The organism is Deltaproteobacteria bacterium (assembly GCA_016874775.1).
Classification (GTDB): domain Bacteria; phylum Desulfobacterota; class Binatia; order Bin18; family Bin18; genus VGTJ01.
The window spans coordinates 1-26850 of record VGTJ01000033.1 but is presented as its reverse complement, the minus strand read 5'-3'; the positions used below and the strand labels follow the sequence as shown (position 1 = coordinate 26850).

Sequence of the window (26850 nt, the reverse complement as noted above, 5' to 3'; positions counted from 1 at the left end):
CATTGTCCCGTCCGAATGAGAGAAGTGTGATGGCGAACTCAACAGCAGACGGTCTTTCGCGAAAAGTTGCGGGAGCAAAAGGAAAATTGTTGAAGAGATCGGAGAACTCTGTCCGCGCAGCAGAAGCATCTCTGGCAGCGATACAGCAAACTGGTTGGACCCCTGAAGCTGAGGCAGCGCTTCTTGATGCTCCATCTCTTGGTCAAATTCAGCCTGAATTCCTCGATCACATCGTCAAGGAAGCTGGAGAACGACGTGACCCAAATCTGTGGCGATTATTAGCTGGGCTCTGTGAAAGACGAAATGAGGATCAGCGCGCAATTCTTTACGCGAATGAAGCCCTGCAGATACAACCCAACGATGTGGCTGCAATGGGCTTGTTAGCACGCCTGTGGGAGAAGAGCCATGCTGACACTGAGGCGGTGAATTGGTATCAGCGTCTTATTGCCATTGAGCCGACGCATGTTGGTGCAAATCGCTTCTTCGCACTCCTCCATTATCATCGTCGTGAATATGAAACGGTCCTTGTCCATCTGACCCGACTCGTCGAAGCAGAACCAAAAGTACATATTCACAGATTGTATGTTTTGCTTGCCAAAGTGAAAAGCGCAGGTATCCACGGATTGGCTCAACCACTCACCGAGGTGCGTCGCTGGCGAAACTTTACACCAGAAGAGGTGCTATTAGCGCACGAATTGTTCGTTCTGGTGGGCACGCAGTGCTTGCAAGCCAAACAACGTGCGCGAGCAAAGCAGTATTTTACCCGCGCATTACAGCTTGTCCCGAGTGTGGAGGTCGAATCCTTGTTGGCGCAAGTGTCAGATCAACCCACACCCTTGACACCTAAAATAAAAGTTTCTGTGACGACTCCTTTTCCTGTGGTGTCGGTCCCGCAAGAGCGCCGACCGATGCCGTCATTGCCGCCCATTGTTCTCAGTGGGCGACACGGGACGGAGAACAAGTATGGGCTATTCACCTCTGGTCTCGGACTGATTACCGCCGCCGCTGTTGTTGCACTTTTCGGACTTTGGAGTTTGCAGTCGAACCCAGAACGACGGATGGTTATCGAGCTTGAGGATGAAGATGAAGCCTTCGCCGAAGAGGTGCAAGAGTCGGTATCTGCAAGGGCAAAAATGATTCCGTCGTCGTCAATTGTGATCGACCCGCAACAGCAAGTAGCAAAGGCTCCTTCGTCTCCTGATTTGCCGCTTTCCACCACTAAAGAGATTCCGGTGCAACAAGGGACACGAAAGGCTGATCTTCCAGCTCCTCCGACAAAGCCAGCAGGGAACCCTCCACCGTCTTCTCCCTCGTTAGCAGCGGAAAAATCTACTGCCCAGCCTGCTCAACCTGCTCAACCTCCCGCGACGGCTGCGGTAGCATCACTAGAGCGAGACTCAATTCCAGTTCCTCCGCTGCCGAGTGTTACTCCTCCTCAGCCGGTAGTGAAAAAGGAAGTCCCTAAGCCAGCGTTACCTGCATCGTCTCCTGAGAAAACAACAGCTACACCTGCAAACAATCTGTTAAACAAAAAGGAAAAGGTGACCGCTGTCACTCCAACCCCACCACCCACGGATACCGTACCAACCCCAATACCTCCGACTCCCGTGGTCCATGAGAAGACTCCTGAGACGAACGCTCCTCTTACAGAAAAGCGTGAGGCTCTCGCGTCGTCGGATAGCGAGAGTGTGGTATCAACAGATACTCCTGATACCACCGTAGAGAAAAGCGAGAGTGTGACGACACCAGCGGAACCACCGACGATAATTCCACTCACCGCAGCAACAAACGCTAGTCCTGCAACTGAGGGAAACTCTGTGGAAGAGCTGGCTGTCGTTACCGGAACGCCAGAGTCGACGACCATTACCACGCTCCCTGCTGACACTGTTCCCGTTCCTAGTCCCGGTGCACTAGAAGTCTCAGCGCCAGCCGCTCCGCCTACGGAAACGGTACTCCCGACGGAATCGACCGGGCCTACAGAATCCATAGGTACAGAAGGACATGCTCCGGCACCTGTGGCCGGTGAAGAGAAAACTATCGCTATTGCAATTACTGAGGCGCCGCTGATCTCTCTTGCTGTCGAGGCGCCGCCCTTGTTTACAGCAGATGCTCCTCTCAAGGAAGAAGAACAGGAAGTGAGAGAAAGTGAGAGCACCTCCACTCGGACTGTCGCAAGCGTATCGGGTGCGATTGCGCGGCTCTCCTCGCAGGTTCCCCAGGCTGCGCAATTCCCTACCCGTGAACGCCTCGTGTCGGTTCCTCCAGAACAATTGCTTCCGACGATGAAAGAGTTAATGAAACGAGAAACTGGAGCTGCCAGTGTAGCAACCCCAGCACGTGGAGTTCTCCGTGCAAGGGTGTCGGGGAAGCGACCTGTCGGAGAGAGAGCCACGAAAATGTACGGACAATATATTGTTGAGGTCCTTCCGGGACCAACCGAGGGAACCAGTCGGGTACGGGCGAAGGCCCTCATGTTCGATTGGCGTACCGGCCAGCCGATGGGAAACGCAGAAGCCCTTGCAGATCGACTGCTAAAGAAAGTAGAAGAGTGAAGGATCGTTTGTCGGTGGCAGTCAACAGCAACCCCCAATAGGTCATTGCGAGGCACTGGTAGCGAAGAAGCAATCTTATTTTCAGGCAGGGATTGCTTCGCGGTGCTCGCAATGACTTTCCGACACTACTGAGTGCAGATTCTTAATGCATCTCAATCCCGCCATCGACATTGATCGCTTGCCCAGTCACATTTGGTGCTGAAGCCAGATACACGGCGAGTTGCCCAATATCTTCTGGCGTCTGCGGACGACCAAGCGGGATCATCCCTTTGATATAGCGATTCCAAGCATCTTCTTTGGATTCATCGGAACGTTTGAATTTCTCGGCCAGATATTCCCACATTTGTGTACGCAAAATGCCAGGACAGATCGCATTCACCCGGATGTTTGTCGCGGAAAGTTCCTTGGCCAGCGAATTCGAGAAACCGACCACGGCAAACTTCGATGAACAGTAATGCGCCAATCCAGCCGAGCCGTTCTTCCCGGCAATCGAGGCGATGTTGATGATGCAACCTTTCCCGTTGGTTTTCATCGCAGGAATTGCCGCCTGGCATGAGAGAAAGACCCCTTTGACGTTCACATCAAACGTCAGATCCCACATTTCCTCGCTCATCTCGGCAATCGCCGCGACGCTGACCACGCCCGCATTACACACCAGGATATCGAGTCTCCCTAAGCGACTCACCGTCTCTTTGATCATGCGCTCATTATCGTCCTTCTTACGCACATCGGCTTGAATCGCCAGCGAGCGACGCCCGAGTTTAGTAATCTCCTCAGCCGTCTTCTGCGCTTCGGTAAAACCACCAATCGCAGCGTTCGTGTATTGCTGCGCTGTGCTGGCAATGTGTTCGAGATCAGAAACAGCCACATCAGCTCCAGCTTGCGCTAGTGCTAAAGCAATACCTCGACCAATCCCCCGTGCACCGCCCGTCACGAGCGCGACCTGTCCATTCAATGTTGTCATAGGACTCTCCTTCTTTATACCGAAATTGCGCTTCAGGAATTCACCACCGCACTGGCACTCCCCACCGTAATCACGGTGCCATCCGCTTTCTGGCACCAGACTTCTAACTGCGCCCGCTGGCGGCTGCCTTCTGAAGCAATCTCCTTAATCACGCCGTGGCTTGAAACCTTCTCGCCGCCCCACAGGACGTTCACGAGGTTGACGTTCATCTTGCCACCACAGTACCAGCCTTCGCCAAAGCGTCGCGTCAGCAATTCAGAAATAAAGCAGATCGACATCATGCCTTGCACGACCACTTCAGGAAAGCCAAGCTTGATCGCTTCCTCACGATCAGTGTGGTAGTTTTTGCCCGGACCAGAAAACGCCATGCACATATCGAGGTCGACTTCTTTCTCAATCGGTGCGAGCGTTTCCAAGGTCTTTCCCTGTCCTACCTCAAAGCGGCGACCTGCAGCTTTCTCGCGACTTTTGTCAACGACGACACCGGTTGTCGCTTCTTCTCTCAGGAAGCTTTGATGCGTCCGGCTCCGTGCACATAGACGACCGTCAGCACTCAGGATCAACACTTCGCAGACAACATACAGACGCCCGCGTTTTTCATAACGATCAGTGACAACCGAGTGCGTGGAAACACGTTCGCCAACTTTGATCGGCGAGAACAATTCCCATTCCTGGCGGGCATGAAGGTTGCCGTAGATATACGGCAGATACCAACGGCGATCGACGTACATCTCGGAATGGCGAATCAGTGCTGGTGCGACTGGCCCACCAAACGGCGATGAACCAACGTACCACGGGTTATGGTCATGAATCGCATCAGCATAGTGCTGCACTAACTGTGGAGAAATCTCGTACTGCCGGGTTCCACTATCCATCCCAACGTAGACATGGTCTTTTGCTGGTGTTGTCATGAGCGGCATCTCCTTGATTGCGATTGGTAATCGCGTTTGCTAAGCAGAGCGTACAATATGCTGCGTCTACATCGGAGTACAGAGGACAGTCAACACGTGCAACTATGAAAGAGGCTCCCTTACCCCGCATGACTACCAGTACCTCATCAAGAGAGATGACCTGTCCTTTTGATCAGCAGCAACTTGCCCACGCGTTTGCACCGTTAATGCAAGGTTCGGGAACACTGCACTTGGACGAGGTTCTTGCGGGGAACATCAATACCATCGTCAAGCTCGCATGGAACAACCAGCGATATGGATTACGGATTCGTACCCAGGAAACGGTATATCGGTATGAGCCAGATCTGGTGAAAGAAGCGTTTGTCTCTCAGCTACTTAGCAATCGTGGCACCGATCCCCAGGATAAGGCGATTGCAGCAGTTTTTGCCGAATTGCGATCAGCACAACGCGGCTTCATCTCTCACTATCCATCCGTTCTTCCTGTGGTGCGCTACTTCGACTGGTCACGCCAACGACTCCCTCATCCTTATTGCATCTATGAATGGGTAGACGGAGCACCCTTATGGGACATTCCCGAGCCCGAACTCTACGCGCAGACCGGCCAGACGCTCGCGCAGATTCACGACGTGAAATTCTCCGCCTTCTACGCAGACTTTCCGTCTGTCGGTGTACAGCCAGTGAGTTGGCCAGAACGATTCTCTGCGGCTCTTGCGAAGGAAGCGCAGGGCGCCAGCAACCGACTCCCAAGTTCACTGGTCGAGCAACTTCAGCAACTCAAACTTCCAGCCGGCAATACCGTTCGTCCATGTTTGGTACACAACGATTTTGCACCGGGAAACATTCTTGTGCGCGACCGACAAGTCGCAGCAGTCATTGATTGGGACAACGCGGTCATTGACGTACCACACCTCGATTTTGTCAAGATGAAATACTGGACCGCCAAGGATACACAAGGGGAACTGACGCATCATCCAGTGTTATTTGCGGCTTTTGTTGACGGCTATGGACCCAGTGGGCGCGAGATGGTTTCTTCTCCCGTGTTTAGACTCTACGAAATCTTATGGTTGCTGCGCGTGTTCAACTTCGAGCGTTCAAAAGAGGAACAAGGATTACCACGTGCGCCAGGGTACCCTGCGGCAGCGATGTATGAGAAGCACCTCCGATCCATACTATATCAGTGAAAAACTCTCAGTGACATCGCGCGTACAGCGCACGCGACAGAAAAGCGTATAGACCAACTCCTAACCATGAATCTTCATCAATCGATATCGCCAAATATAGAAGCCTGAACGTCCGCGTTCGCGCCAGTAATTCTCGACGCGATACAAACCGTCGTAGCGATAGCCCACTTCAGGCGCGTACGGTGAGTGCAGCCGCGCCCCGCGAATGACTCGCACCGGCAACTCCCTTTGATAGCTTGTTGCCAATGCCAGGTTTCCGCGCGTTAACGTTTGAGCGCTCACTTGCCGTTTGCTTTCCGGATCTCTACCACCATGGCCGGTGTAGATAATCTCATCACCATGGTCGTCCCAATCTTCATAGCCACCAGCAAGAACCACAGAATCGGCTCCCTCTCGTCCGCGACCAGAAATGCCTGCGATGCGCGGGCGATGCACTCCCGCACGTGACATCTCTTCACGGGAAGCAAACCAGCTTCCTTCTGGGTATCCTGAGATGTGACCAAATATCTGTTCCACCATAGTCGGTGCTCGTGAAAAGTCACAGGTAATGATACACGAAAGCAATGAAACCCGTTGTCGATCCGTTATTTCTTAACTTTCAGCTTTTACCCTGCCCCTTTCCCTACCAGGAAGTGGGCAATACGAACAACGCGAGTATGGGTGAGGAGAGTATCCAAGGTGTACCTCAATGAACCCTGCTCTTGTGAACGATCCGAAATCAGAGTACCAGCAACGGCGACAACACTGGCAAGCCGAAGCCTCACGTCTCGACCGCCAACACCTCACCTTAGGCAACATCCGCCTCCTTATCTTCCTGAGTGGGGTTGCCGTATGGTGGTTCGCCGTTCGTCCTGGCCTTCTTCCCGGATGGTGGCTCGGCCTGCCGCTTGTCGTGTTTTTTGCGCTGGTATTGTTCCACCAAGGTGTACGCACTAGAGCACGCCTCGCCAAACGTGCAGTCACATTCTATGACCAGGGCGTAGCGCGACTAGAAGATCGCTGGGCAGGAAAAGGACAACAGGGCACCGAGTTCCTCGACGAGCATCATCCATACGCCCAAGATCTCGACCTTTTTGGCAAAGGCTCACTCTTTGAGTTGCTCTGTACTGCACGTACACGTGGGGGTGAAGCCACACTTGCGGCGTGGCTTTGTGCTCCTGCCTCGCTAGACGAAGTTCGTGCTCGACACACAGCGGTGACAGAACTCCGTCCACGACTTGATTTACGAGAAACCGTTGCACTCCTTGGTGAAGATGTCCGTGCCGGTCTTCATCCTGAAGAATTGACTGCCTGGGCACAGGCTCCAGTGTTGTCTTCACTCGCGGTGAAACGCATTCTTGCGTTCGTGCTAGCCGGACTCGTCGTGTTCACTTTACTCGGGCAAGTGGTGTTCGGCTGGGGGCCAGTGTGGTTTCTGGCCGCGTTGTTGCTGAAGTTCGCCTTTGAGATTTCCCTGCGCCCATGGATGCGACAAGCTGGGATAGGTGTCACTCATGCGCTTCGTGACCTGACATTGATCTCGCAACTGCTTGGACATCTCGAAGCAGAACGATTCGTTAGCCCGCGACTCGTCTCGCTCTGTTCAGCGTTGCATACCAGTAACCAGCCTCCATCTCGGCAAATCACCCGCCTACGTCAGCGGATCGCGTTGCTGGAGTCGGCCAAAAACCAGCTCTTTATTCCTATCGCATTCTTGCTGTTGTGGGACACGCAGATCATGCTGGCGATCGAAGCCTGGCGTGTGAAATATGGGCCGGCAATTGCTCGGTGGCTGCATGCCCTCGGCGAGTTTGAAGCGTTCTGCGCTCTGGCAAGTTACGCGTACGAACATCCTCACGATCCATACCCAGACCTCATCGCTCAAGGTCCGCGCCTTGATGCAGAGGAGATGGGCCATCCACTCTTACCGAGAACACAGTGTGTGAGAAATACGCTCAAACTCGGTGATGAGCTGCGGGTTATCCTCATCAGCGGCTCCAATATGTCAGGCAAAAGCACGATGTTACGAACGGTGGGCATCAACATCGTGCTGGCCCTGGCTGGGGCACCGGTCTGTGCGCGACACTTACGACTATCCCCTCTGGCTATTGGTGCCACACTACGAGTGCAAGACTCGCTGCAGTCCGGGAGTTCGCGCTTTTATGCGGAGATCTCACGCTTGCGGCAGCTCATGGATCTAGCCAACGGTCCATTACCATTGCTTTTCCTCCTCGATGAAATTCTGCATGGCACCAACTCGCATGATCGCCGCATTGGCGCCGAGGGATTGATCAAAGGGTTCCTCAACCGTAACGCAATCGGGTTGGTTACCACACATGATCTTGCACTCACGCAGCTCGTCGAGACACTGGCACCGCGAGCCACTAATGTTTGCTTTGAAGATCAACTCGTCGACGGCAAGTTGGTTTTTGATTATCGCATGCGTCCGGGGATTGTCTCCAAAAGCAATGCCTTAGCACTGATGCGTTCGGTTGGATTGGAAGTCTAATTCTCTATTTGGGAACTCACACGTGTTGCAATCGTTCTTCTGCTGAAGACGTAGCGAGTAAGAACAACGCACAACGGAGGGCTGCATTATGAGTGGCCTGCGTTTTCCTCTTGTCTTCCGATCGTTGATGACTCTCACTGTTCTCTTCTGGTCACTAACTACCGGCGTTCGCTTGGTATCAGCGATACCCTTAGTATCGCCACTCGCTCCAGGAGACCATGATCTGACTGTCACTCACGACGGTCGGGAACGATACTATATCGTGCATATCCCGCCACAAGCCGCTGCAAACCACCCACTTCCCGTGGTTCTCGTGTTTCACGGCGGCGGCGGACAAGCGCAGAGCCAAAAGTAATGGGCAGGACTTGACGCGATTGCCAACCGAGAAGGCTTTCTTGTCGTCTATCCCTTCGGAACTAGCCGTTTCCAGCGCCGCTTGCTGACCTGGAATGCTGGAACTTGCTGTGCCTTTGCCCAACGCAATAACATTGATGATGTGGGACTTGTCGTGACCTTACTCAAGGATCTTGCTCAACGCGTCTCGGTCGATCATACCCGCGTCTATGCGACCGGCATGTCCAACGGAGCCATGATGAGTTATCGCCTTGCTGCCGAAATTTCTGAACGTATCGCTGCGATCGCGCCAGTGGCGGGAAGTATGGTGGTCACCTCCTTTGCTCCCAGCCAGCCAATGCCGATCATGCACTTTCATAGTGTCGATGATCCACGCGCACTCTACAGGGGCGGGTTGGGCCCCAGGTTTCCTTTCCTTACACGGGTCATGCACCCGGCAGTTGAAACCTCACTGCAACGGTGGATACGGTACAATGAATGCGCGACCCAGCCACAGGTCGAGCCGACCATACAGGGGGCAGTGCAAGGATTGGATACGACTCATACGGCAACGAAGTTCATCTACGCCTCCTGTCGCGCTGGGGTGGAAATCGTGTTGTGGAAATTAACTGGCGCCGGGCACGTATGGCCAGGAGCTGGACCAAAGTTTCCAGAATGGCTCCTTGGACCGCCATCCCAAGTCATTAGCGCCTCAGAGGAGATGTGGCAGTTTTTTCGCCGCTTCTCACGGCCTGAGGCGCCTCGTCTTTAATGGAAAGTATGAGAACTTTCCACAAGGATCAAGGATTATTATTGTGAGCGCTTCTCTACCGGAAAACAGCAAGCGCAACCCTTTTCACGTGTATGTGGCCTCTGGAGGAGTCATTCTCCTTGTACTCATGGTGCTCAGCGTATGGTGGACGGATTCGCCAGAGGATGACTATGCACGAGTCGAGACTCGTTCTTATACTGCGGGCGACAACCGACAAGAAACTACTAGTGAAATTCCTGACTCTGCAGACGTGCAACAAGATCGTGAATCTCCACCAGCACAGCAGCAGATCACCGCGGCAGCAAAAGACGTCGAGATGCAGTATCGTCGCGGCCAGCAATACCTGCGAGGTGAAGGCGTCTCAGCAAATGCAGAAGAAGCTGCCAAGTGGTTTCGCCGAGCCGCCGAACAAGGTCACGCTGACGCGCAATACGATCTAGCCGTACTGTATGGGAACGGCCAAGGTGTACCTCGGGACTATACTGAGGCGCTGCGCTGGCTCCATAAGGCAGCGGAACAAGACCAGGCGGCGGCAATAAATGAAATTGGTCGTTTCTACGACGAAGGCTGGGGCGTAGCGCAAAATATCGCTGAAGCAATCAAGTGGTATCGTAAGGCCGCCGATCACGGCAATGCGTGGGGTCAGTTCAATTTAGGGCTCTCGTACAGCACCGGCAAAGGCATCCAACAGGACGATGCACAAGCAGCGCAATGGTATCGTAAAGCCGCTGCACAGAACCACGTCTATGCCCAAACCAATCTTGGCCAACTGTATCAAGATGGTCGAGGAGTGACGCAGAACTATGCGCAAGCTGCCCAGTTATACCAGCGTGCCGCCGAAGCAGGAGATGCTATGGCCCAAGCGAACCTCGGAATTATGTACGAAGGCGGACACGGAGTGACACAGGATCTCGCGCAAGCTGCGAGGTGGTATCGTGCCGCCGCCGAGCAAGGCAACCGGATCGCACAGTACAACTTCGGCGTTCTTCTCGAAACCGGCAAAGGCCTGCCGCAAGACCTGGCACAGGCAGCGAAGTGGTATCAAAAGTCCGCAACCCAAGGACATGCCGGAGCACAAAATGCGCTCGGGGATTTCTATGATCGTGGTATGGGCGGCATGCCAAAGGATAGAGCACAAGCCATTGCGTGGTACAGCAAAGCCAGCGCGCAGGGTCGTAAGGATGCGCAAGAAAATCTCAAACGATTAGGTGTCCAAGCAGAGGCGGAAGGATAATACACTCTCATGCTATTTTTCACTATTGGGTATGGTGGACGACAACCGCAACAATTCCTGCACCTCCTCCGTTCACATGGCGTCAAAACCGTTGTGGATGTTCGCTTGCGTCCAGACCGGGCGAGCATGGGTGTGTACTCGCAAGCCAAATCACCGGAGAAAGGCATCCAAGGACTACTTCGGCAAGGCGAGATCGACTACCTTTCCCTAATCGAACTGGGCAATCTATTCCGTGACAACGAACGTTGGCGTGAGCGCTACCGTCTTCTCCTTGAGCGGGTCGGAGATCTGTTGACCGAACGCTTGATCTCCGTCGCACCGCCGTTTTGTTTGCTGTGTGCTGAACAGCAAGTGAGTGATTGTCATCGGCTGATGATTGCCGAATATCTCGTACAACATGGGTGGGAAGGAGAGCATATTGAATAGAATTCTCAGCTTGTACTCCGCAGTCAACAATCCGCATTTCGCAACTTCCTATTCCTCACCCTTCACTCCGCAACACTTCTAACGGTGAACGTTGGGTGACCCCGCGACTCCCGAACATGCCGGTTAACATAGTGACTACCATCACTGTTCCGAGTGCGAACACGAATGAACTGAGCGTTGGCACCAGAGTCACCTCAAACAGATAGTACGTGATTATCCAACTACCAACGAATGCGAGCACTAAGCCAGCTACACCTGCAAACCCGCCAATAAAAAGATACTCGATCGCGAGAATTTGACGAATCTGACTGCGAGAGGCGCCGAGTACACGGAGCAGTGCGCTTTCTCGGCGTCGCTGGGCGCGTGTGGTCAGAACGGCACCAAATAGTACGACCAGGCCGGCAGCGATACTGAAAAATGCCATAAAGCGCACAGCGAAAGAAATTCGTTGCAGTATCGTTTCGATCGTTTGTAGCAGCATGCTAAGGTCAATGGCGGAAATGTTGGAAAACTGCTGAATAACCGTTCGTTGCAGTGCCGCTGACTGTTCCGCTGAGGTTGTCTTTGTCACCAGTGCGTATGTTTGTGGTGCTGACTCCAGCACACCAACTGGAAAGACGACAAAAAAGTTCGTCTGCACTCGCTGCCAGTCTACTTTACGGATGCTGCTAACAACCGTAGTGATCGGAACCCCTTGTACGTCAAAGACGAGTTCGTCACCAATAGTCACTTTTAGTGCTCGGACAACTTCCTCTTCCAACGAGATGGGTACTGGACTTCCGTTCTGTACGTATCCTTGCCACACGCCATTGGTGAGCCTCTCGGTTTCCAGCAAATGGTCACGGTAGGTTGCGCGATACTCCCACTGCAGTGCCCACTCAGCCAAGTCGAGGGCTTTGTCACTACGCAGATCGGCGACATCTCGCCCTTTGACTGATGACAAACGCATGGTGACCAAGGGAATGTCGTGTAACACCGGTAGTGTTAGAGAGCGAACACTTTCACGAATCTTTTCTCGTTGATCATTCTGAATATCAAACAGGACGAGATTTGGCTGGGTAGCATCGTTGGTGCGAATTACCTGCTGAAGGAGCGCTTGTTGCAGCAAGTAGAGCGTCATGAGAAAAAAGGTCCCGGCACCCAGCGCTAAAATAAGCGTCTGTGTCTGATTATGAGGACGATGGAGGTTGGCGAGTCCTTGCCGCCACACATAGGGCCACGAAGACGGGAAATAGCGACGAACAACCAGAATGAGAATCTTCGCAACGAGAGCGAGTAATCCGAACGTCAACGCAAGACCAAGACAAAACCATATCCCATGCGACCACCGTTCAGTATGTACAAGAGCAAAAGCTGCAATACAGAGGAAAATCAGTCCGATGAGAATCAATCGTAGCGGGTCGCGACGTGACGAGGGATGATCGTCGTTCTCGTATGCGCTACGAAGGGCGAGCAACGGTGACACCTGACGGATGGAGAGGAGCGGTAACAGCGCAAATAAGAGGGTTGTCGCAAGGCTGATGAATAACCCTTGCAGTAATGCACTCCAGGAGATGGCAACGTCAATTTTTACTGGCAAGAGATCCTGTAGTAAGGTAGGAATCAGCGTCTGGATACTTGTCCCAAGGAGGATTCCTAAGAACCCTCCAACGAGCCCCATACTCACAGCTTGCAGCAGATAAATGGCAAACGTTTGTTGCGTCTGAACGCCGACACAGTGTAACAACGCAATTGACTGCAACTTCGCTTTCATGTGTACGTGCATGGTGCTCGCGACTCCGATGCCACCAAGCAGAAGCGCGAGGAAGCCAACCAGGCTGAGAAAACGGGAGAGATTGGTCATCACTCTGCCGACCCGCGCTGCGCGTTTTTCGACCGTGTCACTCTCTAGACGTAATGCGTTGAGCTTCGACTCGATCGGCGTGAGTAGTTGCCCGACCTCTGTTTGCGCGGGAAGGCGATAATAGACTTTATAGGTTACCCGACTACCTTTCTGCAGCAGGCCGGTACGTTCCAATACCTCCATGGGAATGTAGACGCGCGGACCAATCAACGAAGCTGCGGCAGCTTCGCCGGGGATTTTTTTCAATCGCCCGACAATGTTGAGTGTCAGATCGCCAATCTTAATCGGATCACCAACCTGTGCATCGAATTGCAGTAACAGACTGTCATCAACTAAAGCGTTCAGCCCATGACGAAATGTTTGTGCTGCCTCTCGTGGGACCGCCTCAAGAAAACCATAGAAAGGAAAATCTCCAGCCAATGCTCGTACGCTGACGAGTCGCGTCGCTTCCGCTTTCGGCAGATACGCCATCGAAGCGCAGTTCACTTCACGAGATTGTTCACCACCAATACTTGAGAAAATTTCTTCCGTCTCGGATGAGAACGACTGGTGACTGCTAATGACGAGATCTGCGCCGAGCAACGACTTCGCTTGTTGATTAACTGCATCTTGCACGTTGACACGAAAAGAGGAGATCGCCACAAACGCGGCAACCCCGAATGTGATCGCCATTGTTGCCAACACCAATCGGGAACGGCTGCCACGGCTATCGCGCCAGGCCATCAATCCGATCCAGGAGAGTGCGGGGCCGTCTTTATACATGGCGAGAAGGAACCCGGAGTGGAGTGGCAGTTGCGGTATCGGAAACAACTGCTCCACCTTTCAGAAGGATGGTTCGTTGCGTGCGCTGGGCGAGTTCCATGTCGTGTGTGACAAGGAGCAGCGTCGTGCCCGATGCTTGATTTAACTCAAACAACAAGTGAATAATCGTTTCACTGGTTTCAGCATCGAGGTTGCCTGTTGGTTCGTCGGCAAAGAGGATGTGAGGCTGACTGATAAACGCCCGCGCCAGAGCCACCCGTTGCTGCTCACCACCAGAGAGTTGCACCGGATAGTGATGAAGCCGGTTCCCTAATCCAACCTTGTGCAGCAGATCTATCGCGCGCGTCTTTGCAGAGGTGTCACCACGAAGCTCCGCAGGGACCATCACGTTTTCAAGTGCAGTTAAAGTGGGGAGCAGTTGAAAGGTCTGGAAGATGAAGCCCAGTGTCGTGTTGCGAAGCATTGCCAATTCTTCTTCGCTCAAGAGGTTGAGCGAGATACCTTGAAGGACAACTGCCCCTGAACTGGGCCGATCCAGCCCAGCACATAGACTGAGCAGGGTCGTCTTGCCACTTCCAGATGGGCCAACGATGGCACATGTTGCACCGGCGTCGAGTGTAAACGATACGTCACGGAGGACCGTGAGTGTGGTGTGGGCGCTATGATACACTTTGCTTAATTGTTGGACATCGAGAATAGGAGATTCCGCCATATGTTCCGTCTCAAGAATGCTCTCTGCCTCACAATGGTGTTGGTGCTCAGCAGTTGGGGATCAGCCTGTCGGGCTGACACACCGCAGTATAGTACGAGAAATAGCGGGCAAGGCAAAGCCATTGTGTTCTTTGGCGATAGTTTGACGGCAGGGTTTGGGTTAGACCCAGCCCAAGCGTTTCCCGCGTTGATCCAGGAAAAAATCAAACAACGAGGATGGGGGTTTCAGGTGGTGAACGCGGGGTTAAGTGGTGAGACGACCGCTGGTGGGGTGCGTAGGATCGAATGGGTATTACAGCGACCGATCGATATCTTTGTATTGGAGTTGGGAGCGAACGACGGCTTGCGTGGTCTTCCTGTTGAACAAGCCAAAGTGAATCTGCAAACGATTATGGATAAAGTACGCGACAAATATCCGTCTGCACGCATTGTGCTTGTAGGCATGCAGATCCCAGCCAACTTAGGCAGAGCCTACGTCTCGCAGTTCCGCGAGGTTTTTCCTGAATTAGCCAAGAAGAACCGGGTTCCGTTGATTCCGTTTTTGCTGGAAGGAGTGGGTGGCATTCCTGCACTCAACCTCCCCGATGGCATTCATCCGGCACCTGCGGGCCACAAGATCGTAGCCGAGAACGTGTGGAAAATACTTGAGCCCGTGTTGGAAGAGGTGCAATAGACGGCAGCATGTTACTCCACCTGAATCTTCAACCCTGGTTTTTGTTCGTCACGTGATGCGCTTTCACGTGTATCCTGCCAGACCACCCTTCCCGGTTCGCGACTCGAAAGCATTTTGCGCACGAAGCTAGGGCATTTGCCATCGCCCATACCAGTAATGCCACCATCTGGGGCACAGATCATTTTCCCAACGGCACTGTACAAGGCGCTGAATTGATCTCCGGCGGCTGGTGGTACGTAGTAGTAGGATCGCCGAGAATAGGTGTAACGAAGAATCTTGGCTGAGGGATTCCGCACCGGTTCTGACTGTAAACGAGTAATCAGCCGTTGCAACCATTTCGGTTGGGTCGGTTGTTGAGCCTGCGTGATTGCCACGAACGGGAAAAGTAGGGCACATCCTGTGAATATGGTAACGATAAGTTTCATAATATTTTTCATCCTTACGTATGGAAACGGTCTCGGTTGCTTATGTACCGAGCCGTCTCTGTTTGTTCTCTAGAATGCAACAGAATGCAAGTCGTGGTAGTGGTTCAGTAGAGGCACCTCCATGTGGGTGCCCTTTTTGCTGCGTGAGTCTTCCACGTTGCAGCTGCGAGTCCCTAGCCTTGCCGCTGAACTTCCACCTGGGGTAGAGTCTGAACAGAAATGTAAGGAGGGGCTTTATGACCGCTGAGGTTATCAAAACAGAAATCAAAGATTACATCGCCACGGTGACCATTGATCGTCCGCCAGTCAACGCGATGAACAAGCAAATGTTTGAAGAGATTCAGGCTGCGTTTGATGCGCTCAATAATCGCGAAGATGTCCGTGCTGCTGTGTTTACTGGTGCGGGCAAATGTTTTTGCGCTGGTGCGGACATGAAAGCGCGCTCAGCTTCCCTGGAAGGTGCACAGCAAGCGCCTCGCCCTGGTGCAATGTGGGCGCACTCGCGGGCCGCACGTGAGGCATTCAATGCCATTCTCGAATGTTCAGTGCCAGTGATCGGTGCGGTCAATGGACCGGCACTCGGTGGTGGGCTCGCTCTGGTTGCGTCGTGTGACATTTTGATCGCTTCAGAGAATGCCGTGATCGGTCTTCCCGAAATCGACGTTGGCTTGCTCGGTGGTGGACGCCACTGTCAACGTTTATTTGGTGTCTACAAAGCCCGTAAGCTGATGTACACCGGCGAACGCGTCGGAGCAGCAGAGTTATATCGCCGCGGGATTGTCGAAAAGGTTGTTGCACCTGAGAAGCTTATGGAGGAGGCCCGTGCGCTCGCAGAGAATATTGCTGCCAAAAGCCCAATTGCTATTCGCTTAGCGAAACATGCAATGAATACTATCGAGTTCATGGACCTGCGAGATGGCTACCGCTTTGAGCAGAATATGACTCATGAACTCACCGGAAGTGAAGACGCAAAAGAAGCCGCACGTGCCTTTGTCGAGAAGCGCAAACCCGTGTTTCGAGGAAGATAAAAGTCTGAGTAAAACCTCAATTCCCAGGTTCAATGTTCAGTCCCAAGGAGACGTGTATGTTCTTGGAACTTACTGCTGAGCAACAGCGTATTATCACGCTCGCCAAAGACCTGGCCACAGAATTTGCCCCACGTGCAGAGCAGCATGATCGTGAGGGGAGTTTCCCTTTTGAGAACATTGCCCGGCTCAAGGAGACTGGCTACACGACAATGACAACTCCGAAAGAGTATGGTGGATGGGGAGCGAGCCCACTTACCTTTATCTTAGCACAAGAACAACTTGTGCAGGGCTGTAGCGCAACCGCATGTGCCATCAACATGCACTGCAACACGGTGGGCTTTTATACACCGTTCATGACGCCAGCACAGAGAGAGCTCTACCTTGGGAACGTTGGCCGCAAACACATGTTGATGAATGGCTATTATACTGAAGGTGGAGGAGCGCGCTCGATTTTGTCTCCGCAAACCAAAGCGCGCAAAGTGCCAGGCGGATATGTGCTCAACGGGCAGAAAGTCTTTTCTACACTTGTTCCAGCGGTTGATTACTTTGGGATTAGTACGTCTCTCGAAGGTTACAGCGGACCAGCTTCTGGTGGTTGCGCGTTTCTCCTGCCGCGCGACACACCTGGACTTGAAGTTGTTGAAACCTGGGATGCTATGGGCATGCGTGCGACCGGTAGTCACACTATTGTGATTCGTGACGTCTTCGCGACTCCCGAGCACTTGATTGGCGAGGAAGGTCACCTCTTCGAGGAATTCAGCCAGGTTTCTTATTGGTACTGTCTGTCGTTCTCAGCGACGTACCTCGGTATTGGTCAAGCCATGTATAGCTACGTGCTCGATTATGCCCGTACACGAAAAGTGCAGAAGGGTGACAGTGGACAACTTGTCGGTCATCTACCGTGGAATCGGTTTGCGATCGGTGAGATGTACAATCGGTTAGAAGCATGTCGCACGATGCTGTACACGATCGCACGGGACATATCTGAGAAACGATCGTATGGTGAGCGTTTGGTACCAATGACCGAGATGTTGCGCACTTTTGTTGCAGAAAACATGCTGGAAGTTGCGAACCTGGCGACGCGCATTGCCGGTGGTCAAGGATATATGAAAGGAAATCCGCTTGAACGTTACTTCCGCGACCTCCGCTCTGCGCCGCTCCACACGCTCAAACGTGATGAAGTGCTAGAGATGTTAGCAGCGATGGAGTTGGGTTTTGTTTAAGCTTTCCTCTTGCTTCTTCCTGCTCCTGTTCTTCTCTTTAGCCTTCAGCTTGTAGCCCAAAGCCTTTTTTACCTCCCTCCTCTAGCCCCACGCTCCCGCTCATCATAAAGTGTCGCCAATTTCACTTCCTGTAAGGAGGACTGTATGAAAATTTACGATAGTAAAACTGCGCCAAATCCGCGCCGGGTGCGTATCTTCGTTGCCGAGAAAGGCATTCAGATTCCCTACGAGGAAGTTGATCTTGTCAAAGCGGTGAATCGTGGCGAAGAATTTCGCAAGAAGAATCCTTCAGGAGGTGTACCGGTTCTCGAATTGGATGATGGCACCTGCATTTCTGAAACGGTGGCGATCTGTCGCTACCTCGAAGAACTGCACGCGAATCCGCCGTTGATGGGTGTTGATGCCAAAGACTGTGCGATTGTAGAAATGTGGCAGCGTCGCATGGAGCTTGAATTGCTGATCCCCATCGCTGATGCATTTCGTCTACGGCACGACTTCTTCAAAGGCAAGGTTCGCCAGCTGCCTGAATATGCTGAGGTACAGAAGCAAAATGCAGAAGATCGCTTGAAACGATTGAATAACGAACTGGCAAATCGCCAATTCATTGCTGGTGATCGTTACACCATTGCTGACATTACTGCCCTGTGTGCGGTTGACTTCGGTCGTGTGTCGAAGATTGGCATTCAACCGGATCAGAGCAATCTTGCGCGCTGGCATGCAGAAGTGTCGGCGCGACCTAGTGCAAAAGCGTGAGACAAGGGACGAGGGGCTAGAGGCTGGGGACGATCGCGTTTTTCAGTTGTATTTATCCTGGTCATTACCCTCACCCGCTCTCGCTACGCTCGATCTTCCCTCTCCCTGGCAGGGAGAGGACTAGGGTGAGGGTCGAATGTTGGGGACTCGGGTAAACGCAATTGTAATTTGCTCTAGGTTCGCTTCTACAAGCCCCAAGTCTCAAGCCTCCAGCCCCACTGAAAGGAACTCCTGGTGCAAGCCGTGCAAAAAAGCCTTGATCCACAACTCCCGCCTCTTGAGCATGCTGCCAGTAGTCGGCGGTGGATGATTCTGAGTCTGGTCCTCTTCACCCAGGTGACGATCTCCATTGTCACGCAAGGCATCCCGACCTTATCGCCTTTCGTGCAAAGCGACCTGTACCTCACTCATGGTGAAGTCGGGCTCTGTAACTCCGCAATTGTCGCAGGGTCGCTGCTTGCTCTCCTGGCTGCAGGATGGGTCGTCGATTTCTATGGTGAGTACATCGCGCTTGTTGGTGGTTCGATTGCCGTTGGGATATTTTGTTTTGTTGTCGCAGCGACTGGACACTTTGTTCCCGCACTCGTCGCTATGCTGGGAGTGGGAATTGGCGCTGCGATGCCAACCCCTGCTGGGACCAAAGCCGTCATGGCATGGTTTCCTGCTCATCAGCGAGGGTTCGCGTTAGGGATTCGTCAAACCGGGATCCCGCTAGGAGGCGCGATTGCTGCCGCAGGTCTGTCCACCGTCGCTGTCAGTTATGGATGGCGAGTCGCGGTCGCTATTGCTGGTGTGATGTGCCTGATTGCGGCAGTCTTCTGTGTCCTGTTCTACGAAAACCCGCCGAATAGTGTCACTCCCGGTGTCACTGGCGCGAAGAAAGACACCCTCGGCTTTCGTGAGATTGTCACCCGCAACATCTTCTTCCTGGGGCTTGCTGGTGCGCTCCTCCCGCTTGGTCAGTTTTGTTTGATTACCTACTTGGCACTGTATCTCAAGGAGACGCAAGGAATTCCTGTCACAACGAGTGCACTATTGCTGGTTGGGGCGCAGATTGCGGGAGCGTTGGGACGTATTCTCTGGGGGCTCTGGAGTGACCGTTGGTGGCAGCGACGACGAAAACCAGCCTTGTTAACCGCCAATGCTCTTGGGGTGGTGGGGACGTTGATTTTAGGTTGGCTCCCGCCAGGTGTTCCCGTCCCGCTGGTTGCTGTTGTCGTGCTGTTTCTTGCGTTCAATGCTATCGGTTGGCATGGGAGCTGGACGGCGTTATTAGCTGAGTTAGCTGGACCAGAGCGGCAGGGACGTACTATCGGTGCGGCAATGACGATCATGTATCCCGGCATTATCGCTTTGCCGCCGTTGTTCGGCATGCTCGTCGATCTGACCCACAATTGGCACCTCGCGTGGACGTTTCAGGCTGTCGTGCTTCTTATCGGGACATTGTTGATTCTTCCAGTGCAAGAAGGACAAGCGACGTGAAACATCACCCTGTAGAAATGGCAGGTTGAAGCGATAAGGAAAAGGAACAAACCATGAGCCAGTCGCAAATTCTCTATGAAATCACTGATCGTGTGGGAGTAATTACTCTCAATCGCCCTGACGTCATGAATGCCTTTGGTGGAACAATGCGAGAGGACTTGCTCAATCTCCTGCAACAAGCAGAAGCTGACAAGAGTGTACGTTGCGTTGTCATCACGGGTGCAGGCAAAGCCTTCTGCGCGGGTGGAGACATCGCCAGCATGGCTGAAATGCAAGCGAAGAATGATGGTTCCGCCATTCCACAACGTATGAAGATTGGTGCACAGGTAGTGAATCTTATTCGAGCGATGGCGAAGCCAGTCATTGCTGCGGTCAATGGCGTTGCGGCAGGAGCGGGAATCAACCTCGCGCTTGCGTGTGATATGCGTCTTGCTGCCGAGAGTGCACGGTTTTCTGAAAGCTTCGTAAAGATCGCCCTTGTGCCGGATTGGGGCGGAACCTATCTGCTCACGCAGTTAGTGGGAACAGCAAAAGCAATGGAGTTGATGATGACCGGAGACCGTATCGATGCCACGGAAGCAATGCGTATCGGAATTCTGAACCGTGTCATTCCCGATAGCGCATTTCGTGAAGAGGTCATGACATTCGCTCGGCAACTTGCCAGTGGCCCAGCCAACACCTTGGCCCATATCAAGCGCGCAACTTATATTGGTGCTACTGAGACGTTAGCAGATTCCCTGAAATATGAAGAACAGGCGCAAGAGGCACTATTCCTGGCTGATGATGCGCGAGAAGGAATGCGCGCCTTTCTGGAAAAACGAACGGCGAAATTTTCTTGATGTGTAGCGTGCGTACTGCGAGAAGAAAATGAAAATCGGCTATCTCCTTGATACCCACGGTGGTCCCTACAACATGCCCATGCCCACTAGTGACCAGGTGACCACGTTCATTGATCATCTGTGGCGCGAAGCCGAAGTCGCAGAACAGGCTGGCTTTGACGCGCTGCTCATTCCCGAGCGACATACCCGTACCGAATGCATGTTTCCTGCGCCGTTATTGTTAATGGCAGGAGTCGCCGCTCGGACTACGCGGATTCGTCTCGGCACCTATATCCTGATCCTGCCCTTGTATGATCCTGTCCATGTTGCTGAACAAATGGCGATGATTGACTTGATGTCGAAAGGACGACTGATTTGCGGCCTAGCCTCTGGCTATCATCCCGATTATCACAATGCGTTCTCTATTCCCATGAAAGGTGGGCGACGGCGATTTGAAGAAGGGCTGGAAGTGATGATGCGTGCGTGGACGCAAGAGAGTTTTTCCTTCCACGGGCAGGTGTTCAATTACGACAACGTGCGCATCACGCCAAAGCCGCTGCAGCAGCCTCATCCTGAATTATGGCTTGGCGGCATGTTCCCCTACACCATTCAGCGTGCTGGTCGTAGCGGCGATGCCTGGTGTAGCGATCCATTTCCATTGCAAAAAGAAACCTGGAAAGCGCAGGTTACTATGTACCGCGAAGCTGCAGCTAAAGCTGGGAGGAAGTCACAAGTGGTCCTGATGCGTGATGGCTGGGTGGCACCGACCCGTGCTGAGGCAGAGCGTATCTTTGGTGACATCTACGTCCAAGAACTACTCTTTTATCATCGCTACGGCATTCTCACCCATCATCCCGATTTCCGTTCCGAGGCTGATTTCACTATCTCGAATAGCTTCCGCCATGCAGTTGCAGGTTCACCGCAAGAGTGTATCGATCAACTCGGAATGTACGAGAAAGAGTATGATGTCGATTATGTGGTGATGCGCTTCCGTCTGCCTGGCGGGCCAGAGCGCGAGCGGGTGCTGGATTGTCTCAAGTTGTTTGGGGAGAAGGTGTTGCCACGGATCTGAACAACTCGGCTTGCGGCTGGTGTTTATGGAGTGTTATAGCGAGTGTAGAGGTCGTATTTATGAAGACAAAATCCCTGGGGCGTTACATCGTCATTGACCCAAAGATCTGCCACGGAAAACCTACCTTCCGCGGAACCCGTATTATGGTCTGGCAGGTGCTAGAGATGATTGCTGAAGGTATGTCTTGGAAAACAATTATCGAACAATGCCATGGAAGTATTACCAAGGAAGCGATCTCTGAAGCGGTGTCTTTGGCACAGGAAGCTTTTGTTAAACAAGCACGTGAGTATGCTGGAGAGCAAGCAAACTCTTGAATATTCTGGATGAAAACGTCCTTGAAGATCAACGTCAATTACTCCGGCAATGGCGTGTCCCAGTTCGCCAAATCGGCCAAGACATTGGACGGAAGGGAATGCAAGATGAAAATATCATTCCCTTTCTACTGACTCTTCGCCGTCCAACGTTCTTTACGTCAGACTTTGATTTTTATGATCGCCGCCTGTGTCATGCACAGTACTGTCTGGTTTGTATTGAAAGTAGACAATCTCGAACCGCTACGTTCGTACGTCGTTTCTTGCGGCATTCCGCATTTGATACTGCGGCAAAACGAATGGGCAAAGTTATTCGCCTCTCCTCTGTGCAGCTCGTTGTACAGGAGTTGCACAGAGGAGGACAAATCGTTTTCGATTGGGAAGATTGAGGGTGACGGGATCCGTTCTTAGCGTAGCGAATGTCCCTACACAGGAAGTATGCTAGCAAGGGTCACATGCTCACTCTCGTTACACTTGTTTCACCAAGTACTCAAACGCTACCAGGGCAGCTTTTGCCCCTTCACCAGCCGCGATAACAATCTGTTTATCATGTCCGTCGGTGGCATCGCCAGCAGCAAAGATCCCACGCACGCCTGTCGCACCGTGACGATCGACTTTGATTTCCCCACGCTCGTTGGTCTCGACCAGGTCGAGGACGAAGTCGGTATTGGGAAACAAACCAATTTCGATAAACACGCCGTCAACATCGAGTCGACGGATCTCGCCAGTCTCTGTCCGTTTAATCGTGAGTCCCGTCACGCGGTCGCTGCCGTGAATCTCCACCGGTTGATAGCCCGCAAGCGCCTCGACGCGTTTCGCAGCACGTACTTTATCTTGCAGAATCTCGTCGCCGTTCCATTCACCGCGTGAGAGCAGAAATACCTGTTTGGCAATCCCGTCCATTTCTATTGTCGCCTCTAACCCAGAATTCCCACCACCGATAATGGCGATACGCGTATTCTTGAATAGCGGGCCATCACAGGTTGAGCAGTAGACCACGCCCTTGCCCGCGAGTTCTTTTTCGCCGGGAATGTTCAGTTTGCGTTTCTGCGCACCGGTAGTGATGATCACCGTCTTTGCCCGGATGTCATTACCAGAGGCGGTCTTGATAAGTTTGACTCGCCCGTCGACTTGGAGCCCAGTCACCTTTTCGCCGATACGGTTCTCAATACCGTACTGCGTCACATGATCGAAAAACTTCTGCACGAGGTCTGGGCCGGTCACAAGTTGAAATCCCGGATAATTTGCCACTTCATAGGTGGTTCCAAGTTGACCACCAAGATCAAAAGCAACCAGAACTGTTGAAAGATTCTTACGTACTGCATAAATGGCAGCCGAGAGTCCTGCTGGTCCGGCGCCAATCACTGCAACATCATAGACCGTGGCCAACTTCGCACGAGCTGGTAACCCGAGACGTTGATCCAACTCTCCGGTGGCATTGAGATTCGCCAGGTCATCATAGCCACCGATCGACTGGCCATCGAGAAAGAGTTGCGGAACTGTGCGTCGACCCGAGCGAGCAACCATTTCCTGTTGTAGCGTCTCATCTTCGGTAACATCGATGGCATTGTACGAAAGACCCTTCGAGTGCAGCAGTGCCTTCGCTTTCGCGCAATACGGGCACCATTGCTTGGTGTAGATTTCGATCGTGGCCATTGCGCACCCCCATTTTCGAGTGTTTCGTCGTTCGATGCCGCAAGGGAGAAGAAGGATACATCGGTCCTTATTCCTTCAGCGTATAAAATTCTCGCTTCTCGTAGGGAAAATCCTCCAACTGAAAATCAGTGTGCATATAGGGCAATCGCGGGTTCAAATAATAGGCACGAATCTCAGCAATCAAGCCCTCACGAAACACGTACCACTCTGAGCCACGCACGAGTTGTGGCTTTTGTTGTCCAGCCGGTGTCCAGCGCATGGTCCACTCGATGACCGCTTCATTACCTTGCACGAGCGCATGATCCACCAGCCACTCACCTTGCACGCGTGGTTGCATCTTTACCCAATAGGTCGCTAACGCTTCGGCTCCACGTATCGGTTTGTGATGCGTGAAGTAATGCACGACATCGTTGGTAAAAGTTGACTTGATGAGTTCCGCGTCGGCGGTGTTACAGCCGTGGTAGTAGCGTTTGATAGTTTCGATGTGAGGGTGGTCTTGGGGCATGGGACGTTTCTCCTCTGTAAGTTAACGAAGCGCTGTATTCATTACGAAAGCTTTGACCATAACTCCTGACTGCGAAAGTTCGGCAGCTTGTGCATCGAATTTCTCTCGTATTTTTCCCACATCCAGCTTCGGAGCTTTCTTCTGTCGGGAATCACTAGTAGTCCACTGTCGACAATTAAACCAGCCAACCAGGTATAATCCGTGCTGGCAACGCGCTTCGTGCAAGTAACGGTCAATAAGTTGTGTTTTCATCGCCTCGTTTAGTTCATCGTGCCAACAACCTTTTACTTCGATAACGACAGAAATCTGATCGTACTCTTCTCCATTCGGTTTCTTGCTAACAGCATCAGCTTGAATATCAACACGCTCGCCAGGTATTCCACCTTTTTTCCGCCGGATTTCTACCTCACGATTGACGATTATGCCCTTTTGCTTGAGATCTAAATCAAGATGGTTTTTTACATACTTGGAAAACGAGTTTTCATCTTTTGGTTTCCAGTGCTTATCTTCAATTTGATCCCATAAAAACTCGACTTGTGGCGTTTCCCCTTGTAGTCTTTGTTCTAACCGTTGTAATGACTCCGACAAGACTGCAAGCAACTGCTCGCCACTTTGGACGAGCCGTCCTTGCTGATTCCTTGCAATCGCCAGAATGTCGCTTGGTTTAGGTGGAATCCAGGTGCGTTGGCGAGTAACATGCTGAGCTTCTAGTAAAGTCCACTTCAACCAGTCGAGCTGAGGCAGCTCCCGGGCAATCGTCTGGATTGCTTGACCTGCGGCTAAGGTTCCACGGTCTTTGAGATGTAAGAGAACAGAATCTCGAAAACGGGAAACCTCGTCTCGTGCACTCACCCAACCTCCATCCTCACGTTGAGGATCATCCGCATGCGGATATTGACGGCTGAGCCAGACGTAGAAATCCGCAAGTTGATCTTCTGCCATTTGAGTAATGGGGATGACTTTCTCTCTGAAGTCATACACCGCTGTTGCGACGACCTCTCGACCAAATTCGGTATCCTTTTGCAAGGCTGGCCACACAATTGACCATCCGGCATCGTCTGCATGAGTCAAAAGTGCACTTGCTGTGATAATCGCCTTGATCTTCTTTCCCTGATCCGATGCGGTATGAGAAGAAATAAGATTAGCGGCAAGGATTTTTGCTTCCTCAACGTAATGATCGAGCAGGCTACAGAGTAAATACCCAAGAGCCTTAGGTTTTAGTTGTTCATCTTGTGATTTTTTCAGCACTGCCCTGGTAAGACGGTCATCCCAACAACACTCAACTTCCCGGAGAATGGAAATCTGCCCCTGTGGTTCTTTATTTTCTTTATCTATCAGTGCCAGTAAAGTTTCGATGATCTGACTAGGTGCGTGGTTGTACGCATGCTTCAACAATTCTCGATGAATCTTTTTCTGCTCAATCCCACTCGATAAAGGATACGCGAGTATCGTTGGTGCCCATTTTTGCCAAACTTCAGTTGTGAGAGTCCTGAGCCAATCCGGCTCTTCTTGTTGCAATAATCGGAGGGCTTTGTAGCCAGCAAACGTAGGGCGATGGAAACTATTTGATTCCAACCATCTGTGAATTTCTGGTTTTTGCTCTGCGACATATTTCTTGGCTGCTTCAAGTATCCTTTGTTTGGTGAGAGAATCGGCGCTCGCCCAACCCGGAAGTATGGTTAGATCTGGCTCAAGGTCACCGTGAGAGCGAGAGCCATTCGATCTGAGGGCCATCTCCATATTGAGCTGCCACCAAGCCTCTAAGTTCCCTTGTTCAAACGCGTTGAGCAAAGTACCAATCCGTTGAGTAGGAGGAGGGTCAAGAAGAGGTTTCTTTTGTGTTCGGTTCTCCCACCGTTGCTTCTCTAAATATGCAGCCTTCATCTTCTCCGCTGCTGGCGATCCTAATTCGACTGGCTTAAGGAACCATGCGAAAACCTCTGCGAGAATTGGAATCTCCTGGCAAGCTGTAAGAATCGCGTTGCTTTGGCTCCTGTCGCTCCAGTTGAAACATCTCTCTATTGTTTGAGCCCATGCTTGCTGTATCTTTTCCGAGGGAGTGGACTGGAGACATTCAATCATCCAGGGAATATCTGTCTCTAAAACCAAGTGTGAGTTGCCATAAAAGAGAACATCTACTTCCTTGCCTGTTTCACACAGCATTTCCAGAATTGTTGCCAGGAGTTGCCGTCGTCTTGTTTTATTACCCTGTAATGTTTTTTCAGACTGAAGATCTGGTCGATGACAAAAAATTCCCTCATGCTCTTCCAATCGTAGCAGTGCTACTCTTACAAACGCTCCTATAACCTCTGGTACGTCAAGATGTTCCCACGCTTGCAGCATTAGAGCGTCGGAGAGACTTCGGAAAGAATCTGCGATTCGTAGCTCCGATTGTTTCCGTTCAATCCACTGCAGCCCTGCTGGAAGATCAACCTGCTGTAAATGAGGTGCCAAGTTATTCAAAAGGAAACTTTGGTAAGCCCCATAAAGATTCTCTCGCTTGGGAAGAGTAAGAGTAGTGAATAATTCTTCTGCTGTGAGGTGGTTCGGCCAAACGGCACTGAGGCTGCAGCCTTTTAAATAGAAACTCACTCGATGGCAAGTGCTAGGCGGCGAGGGGAAGCGCATACACCTGACGTTCCACCGGGAAGGACCGGCGTTTTTGCAGCCAAGCAAAGACTAAATTGACTAATTCCTCTATACTCTGACAGCGATGACAGCGGGTAA

Annotated in this window: 25 protein-coding genes; 16 read left to right on the top strand and 9 right to left on the bottom strand. The window is 52.2% G+C overall.

From position 1 onward, the window contains the following. Positions 1 to 29 precede the first annotated feature (29 nt). Positions 30 to 2552, top strand: a complete 2523-nt coding sequence (locus FJ147_07950) for a hypothetical protein (GenBank protein MBM4255815.1) — start codon at positions 30 to 32, stop codon at positions 2550 to 2552. Between the two features lie 142 nt (positions 2553 to 2694). Here FJ147_07950 and FJ147_07945 read toward each other — a convergent pair whose 3' ends face one another. After that, positions 2695 to 3516 (bottom strand): SDR family oxidoreductase, encoded by an 822-nt coding sequence (locus FJ147_07945; GenBank protein MBM4255814.1) that lies wholly within the window; start codon positions 3514 to 3516, stop codon positions 2695 to 2697. 32 nt (positions 3517 to 3548) lie between these two features. Then, on the bottom strand, positions 3549 to 4436 hold the full coding sequence (locus FJ147_07940; GenBank protein MBM4255813.1) for a hypothetical protein: 888 nt from the start codon (positions 4434 to 4436) through the stop codon (positions 3549 to 3551). Positions 4437 to 4531: 95 nt separating this feature from the next. On the opposite strand from FJ147_07940, the gene FJ147_07935 reads away from it, so the two are divergent. After that, positions 4532 to 5608, top strand: coding sequence for an aminoglycoside phosphotransferase family protein (locus tag FJ147_07935; protein ID MBM4255812.1), 1077 nt, complete (start codon positions 4532 to 4534; stop codon positions 5606 to 5608). 60 nt (positions 5609 to 5668) lie between these two features. Here FJ147_07935 and FJ147_07930 read toward each other — a convergent pair whose 3' ends face one another. Then, positions 5669 to 6127, bottom strand: a complete 459-nt coding sequence (locus FJ147_07930) for a hypothetical protein (protein MBM4255811.1) — start codon at positions 6125 to 6127, stop codon at positions 5669 to 5671. 169 nt (positions 6128 to 6296) lie between these two features. On the opposite strand from FJ147_07930, the gene FJ147_07925 reads away from it, so the two are divergent. From FJ147_07925 to FJ147_07905, 5 genes are all read left to right on the top strand, one after another. After that, complete coding sequence (locus FJ147_07925; GenBank protein ID MBM4255810.1) at positions 6297 to 8096, top strand: DNA mismatch repair protein MutS; 1800 nt, start codon at positions 6297 to 6299, stop codon at positions 8094 to 8096. Positions 8097 to 8184: 88 nt separating this feature from the next. Next, complete coding sequence (locus FJ147_07920; protein ID MBM4255809.1) at positions 8185 to 8451, top strand: hypothetical protein; 267 nt, start codon at positions 8185 to 8187, stop codon at positions 8449 to 8451. Between the two features lie 18 nt (positions 8452 to 8469). After that, positions 8470 to 9201 carry a polyhydroxybutyrate depolymerase gene (locus tag FJ147_07915; protein MBM4255808.1) on the top strand — a complete coding sequence of 244 codons (732 nt, stop codon included), beginning with the start codon at positions 8470 to 8472 and terminating at the stop codon, positions 9199 to 9201. 43 nt (positions 9202 to 9244) lie between these two features. Next, positions 9245 to 10435, top strand: a complete 1191-nt coding sequence (locus FJ147_07910; protein ID MBM4255807.1) for an SEL1-like repeat protein — start codon at positions 9245 to 9247, stop codon at positions 10433 to 10435. A gap of 9 nt (positions 10436 to 10444) precedes the next feature. Further along, positions 10445 to 10861 (top strand): DUF488 domain-containing protein, encoded by a 417-nt coding sequence (locus tag FJ147_07905; GenBank protein MBM4255806.1) that lies wholly within the window; start codon positions 10445 to 10447, stop codon positions 10859 to 10861. Positions 10862 to 10916: 55 nt separating this feature from the next. On the opposite strand, the gene FJ147_07900 is transcribed toward FJ147_07905, so the two are convergent. After that, positions 10917 to 13514: an FtsX-like permease family protein gene (locus tag FJ147_07900; protein MBM4255805.1), complete on the bottom strand. Its 2598-nt coding sequence runs from the start codon at positions 13512 to 13514 to the stop codon at positions 10917 to 10919. Continuing rightward, positions 13459 to 14178, bottom strand: coding sequence for an ABC transporter ATP-binding protein (locus FJ147_07895; GenBank protein ID MBM4255804.1), 720 nt, complete (start codon positions 14176 to 14178; stop codon positions 13459 to 13461). Before FJ147_07895 ends, FJ147_07900 begins: the two co-directional genes overlap by 56 nt. Here FJ147_07895 and FJ147_07890 point away from each other — a divergent pair, their 5' ends adjacent. Further along, a complete protein-coding gene (locus tag FJ147_07890; protein ID MBM4255803.1) occupies positions 14179 to 14850 on the top strand; it encodes an arylesterase in 672 nt (223 codons plus the stop codon). It abuts the gene before it with no gap. An 11-nt stretch (positions 14851 to 14861) separates the two neighbouring features. Here the strand turns inward: FJ147_07890 and FJ147_07885 are convergent, their stop codons facing one another. Continuing rightward, complete coding sequence (locus FJ147_07885) at positions 14862 to 15275, bottom strand: hypothetical protein (protein ID MBM4255802.1); 414 nt, start codon at positions 15273 to 15275, stop codon at positions 14862 to 14864. A 236-nt stretch (positions 15276 to 15511) separates the two neighbouring features. On the opposite strand from FJ147_07885, the gene FJ147_07880 reads away from it, so the two are divergent. The 8 genes from FJ147_07880 (at position 15512) to FJ147_07845 (ending at position 22351) form a co-directional block, all read left to right on the top strand. Further along, a complete protein-coding gene (locus FJ147_07880) occupies positions 15512 to 16303 on the top strand; it encodes an enoyl-CoA hydratase/isomerase family protein (protein ID MBM4255801.1) in 792 nt (263 codons plus the stop codon). Positions 16304 to 16335: 32 nt separating this feature from the next. Beyond that, positions 16336 to 17526, top strand: coding sequence for an acyl-CoA dehydrogenase (locus FJ147_07875; protein MBM4255800.1), 1191 nt, complete (start codon positions 16336 to 16338; stop codon positions 17524 to 17526). Positions 17527 to 17670: 144 nt separating this feature from the next. Then, complete coding sequence (locus tag FJ147_07870; protein ID MBM4255799.1) at positions 17671 to 18279, top strand: glutathione S-transferase family protein; 609 nt, start codon at positions 17671 to 17673, stop codon at positions 18277 to 18279. 234 nt (positions 18280 to 18513) lie between these two features. Beyond that, positions 18514 to 19761, top strand: a complete 1248-nt coding sequence (locus FJ147_07865) for an MFS transporter (protein ID MBM4255798.1) — start codon at positions 18514 to 18516, stop codon at positions 19759 to 19761. A 53-nt stretch (positions 19762 to 19814) separates the two neighbouring features. Continuing rightward, positions 19815 to 20600 carry a 2-(1,2-epoxy-1,2-dihydrophenyl)acetyl-CoA isomerase gene (locus FJ147_07860; GenBank protein ID MBM4255797.1) on the top strand — a complete coding sequence of 262 codons (786 nt, stop codon included), beginning with the start codon at positions 19815 to 19817 and terminating at the stop codon, positions 20598 to 20600. A gap of 28 nt (positions 20601 to 20628) precedes the next feature. Further along, complete coding sequence (locus FJ147_07855) at positions 20629 to 21651, top strand: LLM class flavin-dependent oxidoreductase (protein ID MBM4255796.1); 1023 nt, start codon at positions 20629 to 20631, stop codon at positions 21649 to 21651. Positions 21652 to 21710: 59 nt separating this feature from the next. After that, positions 21711 to 21965: a DUF433 domain-containing protein gene (locus tag FJ147_07850; protein MBM4255795.1), complete on the top strand. Its 255-nt coding sequence runs from the start codon at positions 21711 to 21713 to the stop codon at positions 21963 to 21965. Next, positions 21962 to 22351, top strand: a complete 390-nt coding sequence (locus FJ147_07845) for a hypothetical protein (GenBank protein MBM4255794.1) — start codon at positions 21962 to 21964, stop codon at positions 22349 to 22351. Before FJ147_07850 ends, FJ147_07845 begins: the two co-directional genes overlap by 4 nt. 79 nt (positions 22352 to 22430) lie before the next feature. Here the strand turns inward: FJ147_07845 and grxC are convergent, their stop codons facing one another. From grxC to FJ147_07830, 3 genes are all read right to left on the bottom strand, one after another. Continuing rightward, a complete protein-coding gene (gene grxC, locus FJ147_07840) occupies positions 22431 to 23618 on the bottom strand; it encodes a glutaredoxin 3 (GenBank protein ID MBM4255793.1) in 1188 nt (395 codons plus the stop codon). Between the two features lie 67 nt (positions 23619 to 23685). Next, on the bottom strand, positions 23686 to 24123 hold the full coding sequence (locus FJ147_07835) for a nuclear transport factor 2 family protein (GenBank protein ID MBM4255792.1): 438 nt from the start codon (positions 24121 to 24123) through the stop codon (positions 23686 to 23688). A gap of 21 nt (positions 24124 to 24144) precedes the next feature. Beyond that, positions 24145 to 26715 (bottom strand): hypothetical protein, encoded by a 2571-nt coding sequence (locus FJ147_07830; GenBank protein ID MBM4255791.1) that lies wholly within the window; start codon positions 26713 to 26715, stop codon positions 24145 to 24147. Positions 26716 to 26850: the final 135 nt, after the last annotated feature.

Coding starts and splice junctions, on each gene's coding strand:
- FJ147_07895 (MBM4255804.1), bottom strand. CDS start 14,178: ATGGCGGAATCTCCTATTCTCGATGTCCAACAATTAAGCAAAGTGTAT.
- FJ147_07950 (MBM4255815.1), top strand. CDS start 30: ATGGCGAACTCAACAGCAGACGGTCTTTCGCGAAAAGTTGCGGGAGCA.
- FJ147_07905 (MBM4255806.1), top strand. CDS start 10,445: ATGCTATTTTTCACTATTGGGTATGGTGGACGACAACCGCAACAATTC.
- FJ147_07850 (MBM4255795.1), top strand. CDS start 21,711: ATGAAGACAAAATCCCTGGGGCGTTACATCGTCATTGACCCAAAGATC.
- FJ147_07945 (MBM4255814.1), bottom strand. CDS start 3,516: ATGACAACATTGAATGGACAGGTCGCGCTCGTGACGGGCGGTGCACGG.
- FJ147_07870 (MBM4255799.1), top strand. CDS start 17,671: ATGAAAATTTACGATAGTAAAACTGCGCCAAATCCGCGCCGGGTGCGT.
- FJ147_07935 (MBM4255812.1), top strand. CDS start 4,532: ATGAAAGAGGCTCCCTTACCCCGCATGACTACCAGTACCTCATCAAGA.
- FJ147_07925 (MBM4255810.1), top strand. CDS start 6,297: ATGAACCCTGCTCTTGTGAACGATCCGAAATCAGAGTACCAGCAACGG.
- FJ147_07880 (MBM4255801.1), top strand. CDS start 15,512: ATGACCGCTGAGGTTATCAAAACAGAAATCAAAGATTACATCGCCACG.
- FJ147_07860 (MBM4255797.1), top strand. CDS start 19,815: ATGAGCCAGTCGCAAATTCTCTATGAAATCACTGATCGTGTGGGAGTA.
- FJ147_07930 (MBM4255811.1), bottom strand. CDS start 6,127: ATGGTGGAACAGATATTTGGTCACATCTCAGGATACCCAGAAGGAAGC.
- FJ147_07855 (MBM4255796.1), top strand. CDS start 20,629: ATGAAAATCGGCTATCTCCTTGATACCCACGGTGGTCCCTACAACATG.
- FJ147_07885 (MBM4255802.1), bottom strand. CDS start 15,275: ATGAAACTTATCGTTACCATATTCACAGGATGTGCCCTACTTTTCCCG.
- FJ147_07890 (MBM4255803.1), top strand. CDS start 14,179: ATGTTCCGTCTCAAGAATGCTCTCTGCCTCACAATGGTGTTGGTGCTC.
- FJ147_07940 (MBM4255813.1), bottom strand. CDS start 4,436: ATGCCGCTCATGACAACACCAGCAAAAGACCATGTCTACGTTGGGATG.
- FJ147_07835 (MBM4255792.1), bottom strand. CDS start 24,123: ATGCCCCAAGACCACCCTCACATCGAAACTATCAAACGCTACTACCAC.
- FJ147_07920 (MBM4255809.1), top strand. CDS start 8,185: ATGAGTGGCCTGCGTTTTCCTCTTGTCTTCCGATCGTTGATGACTCTC.
- grxC (MBM4255793.1), bottom strand. CDS start 23,618: ATGGCCACGATCGAAATCTACACCAAGCAATGGTGCCCGTATTGCGCG.
- FJ147_07875 (MBM4255800.1), top strand. CDS start 16,336: ATGTTCAGTCCCAAGGAGACGTGTATGTTCTTGGAACTTACTGCTGAG.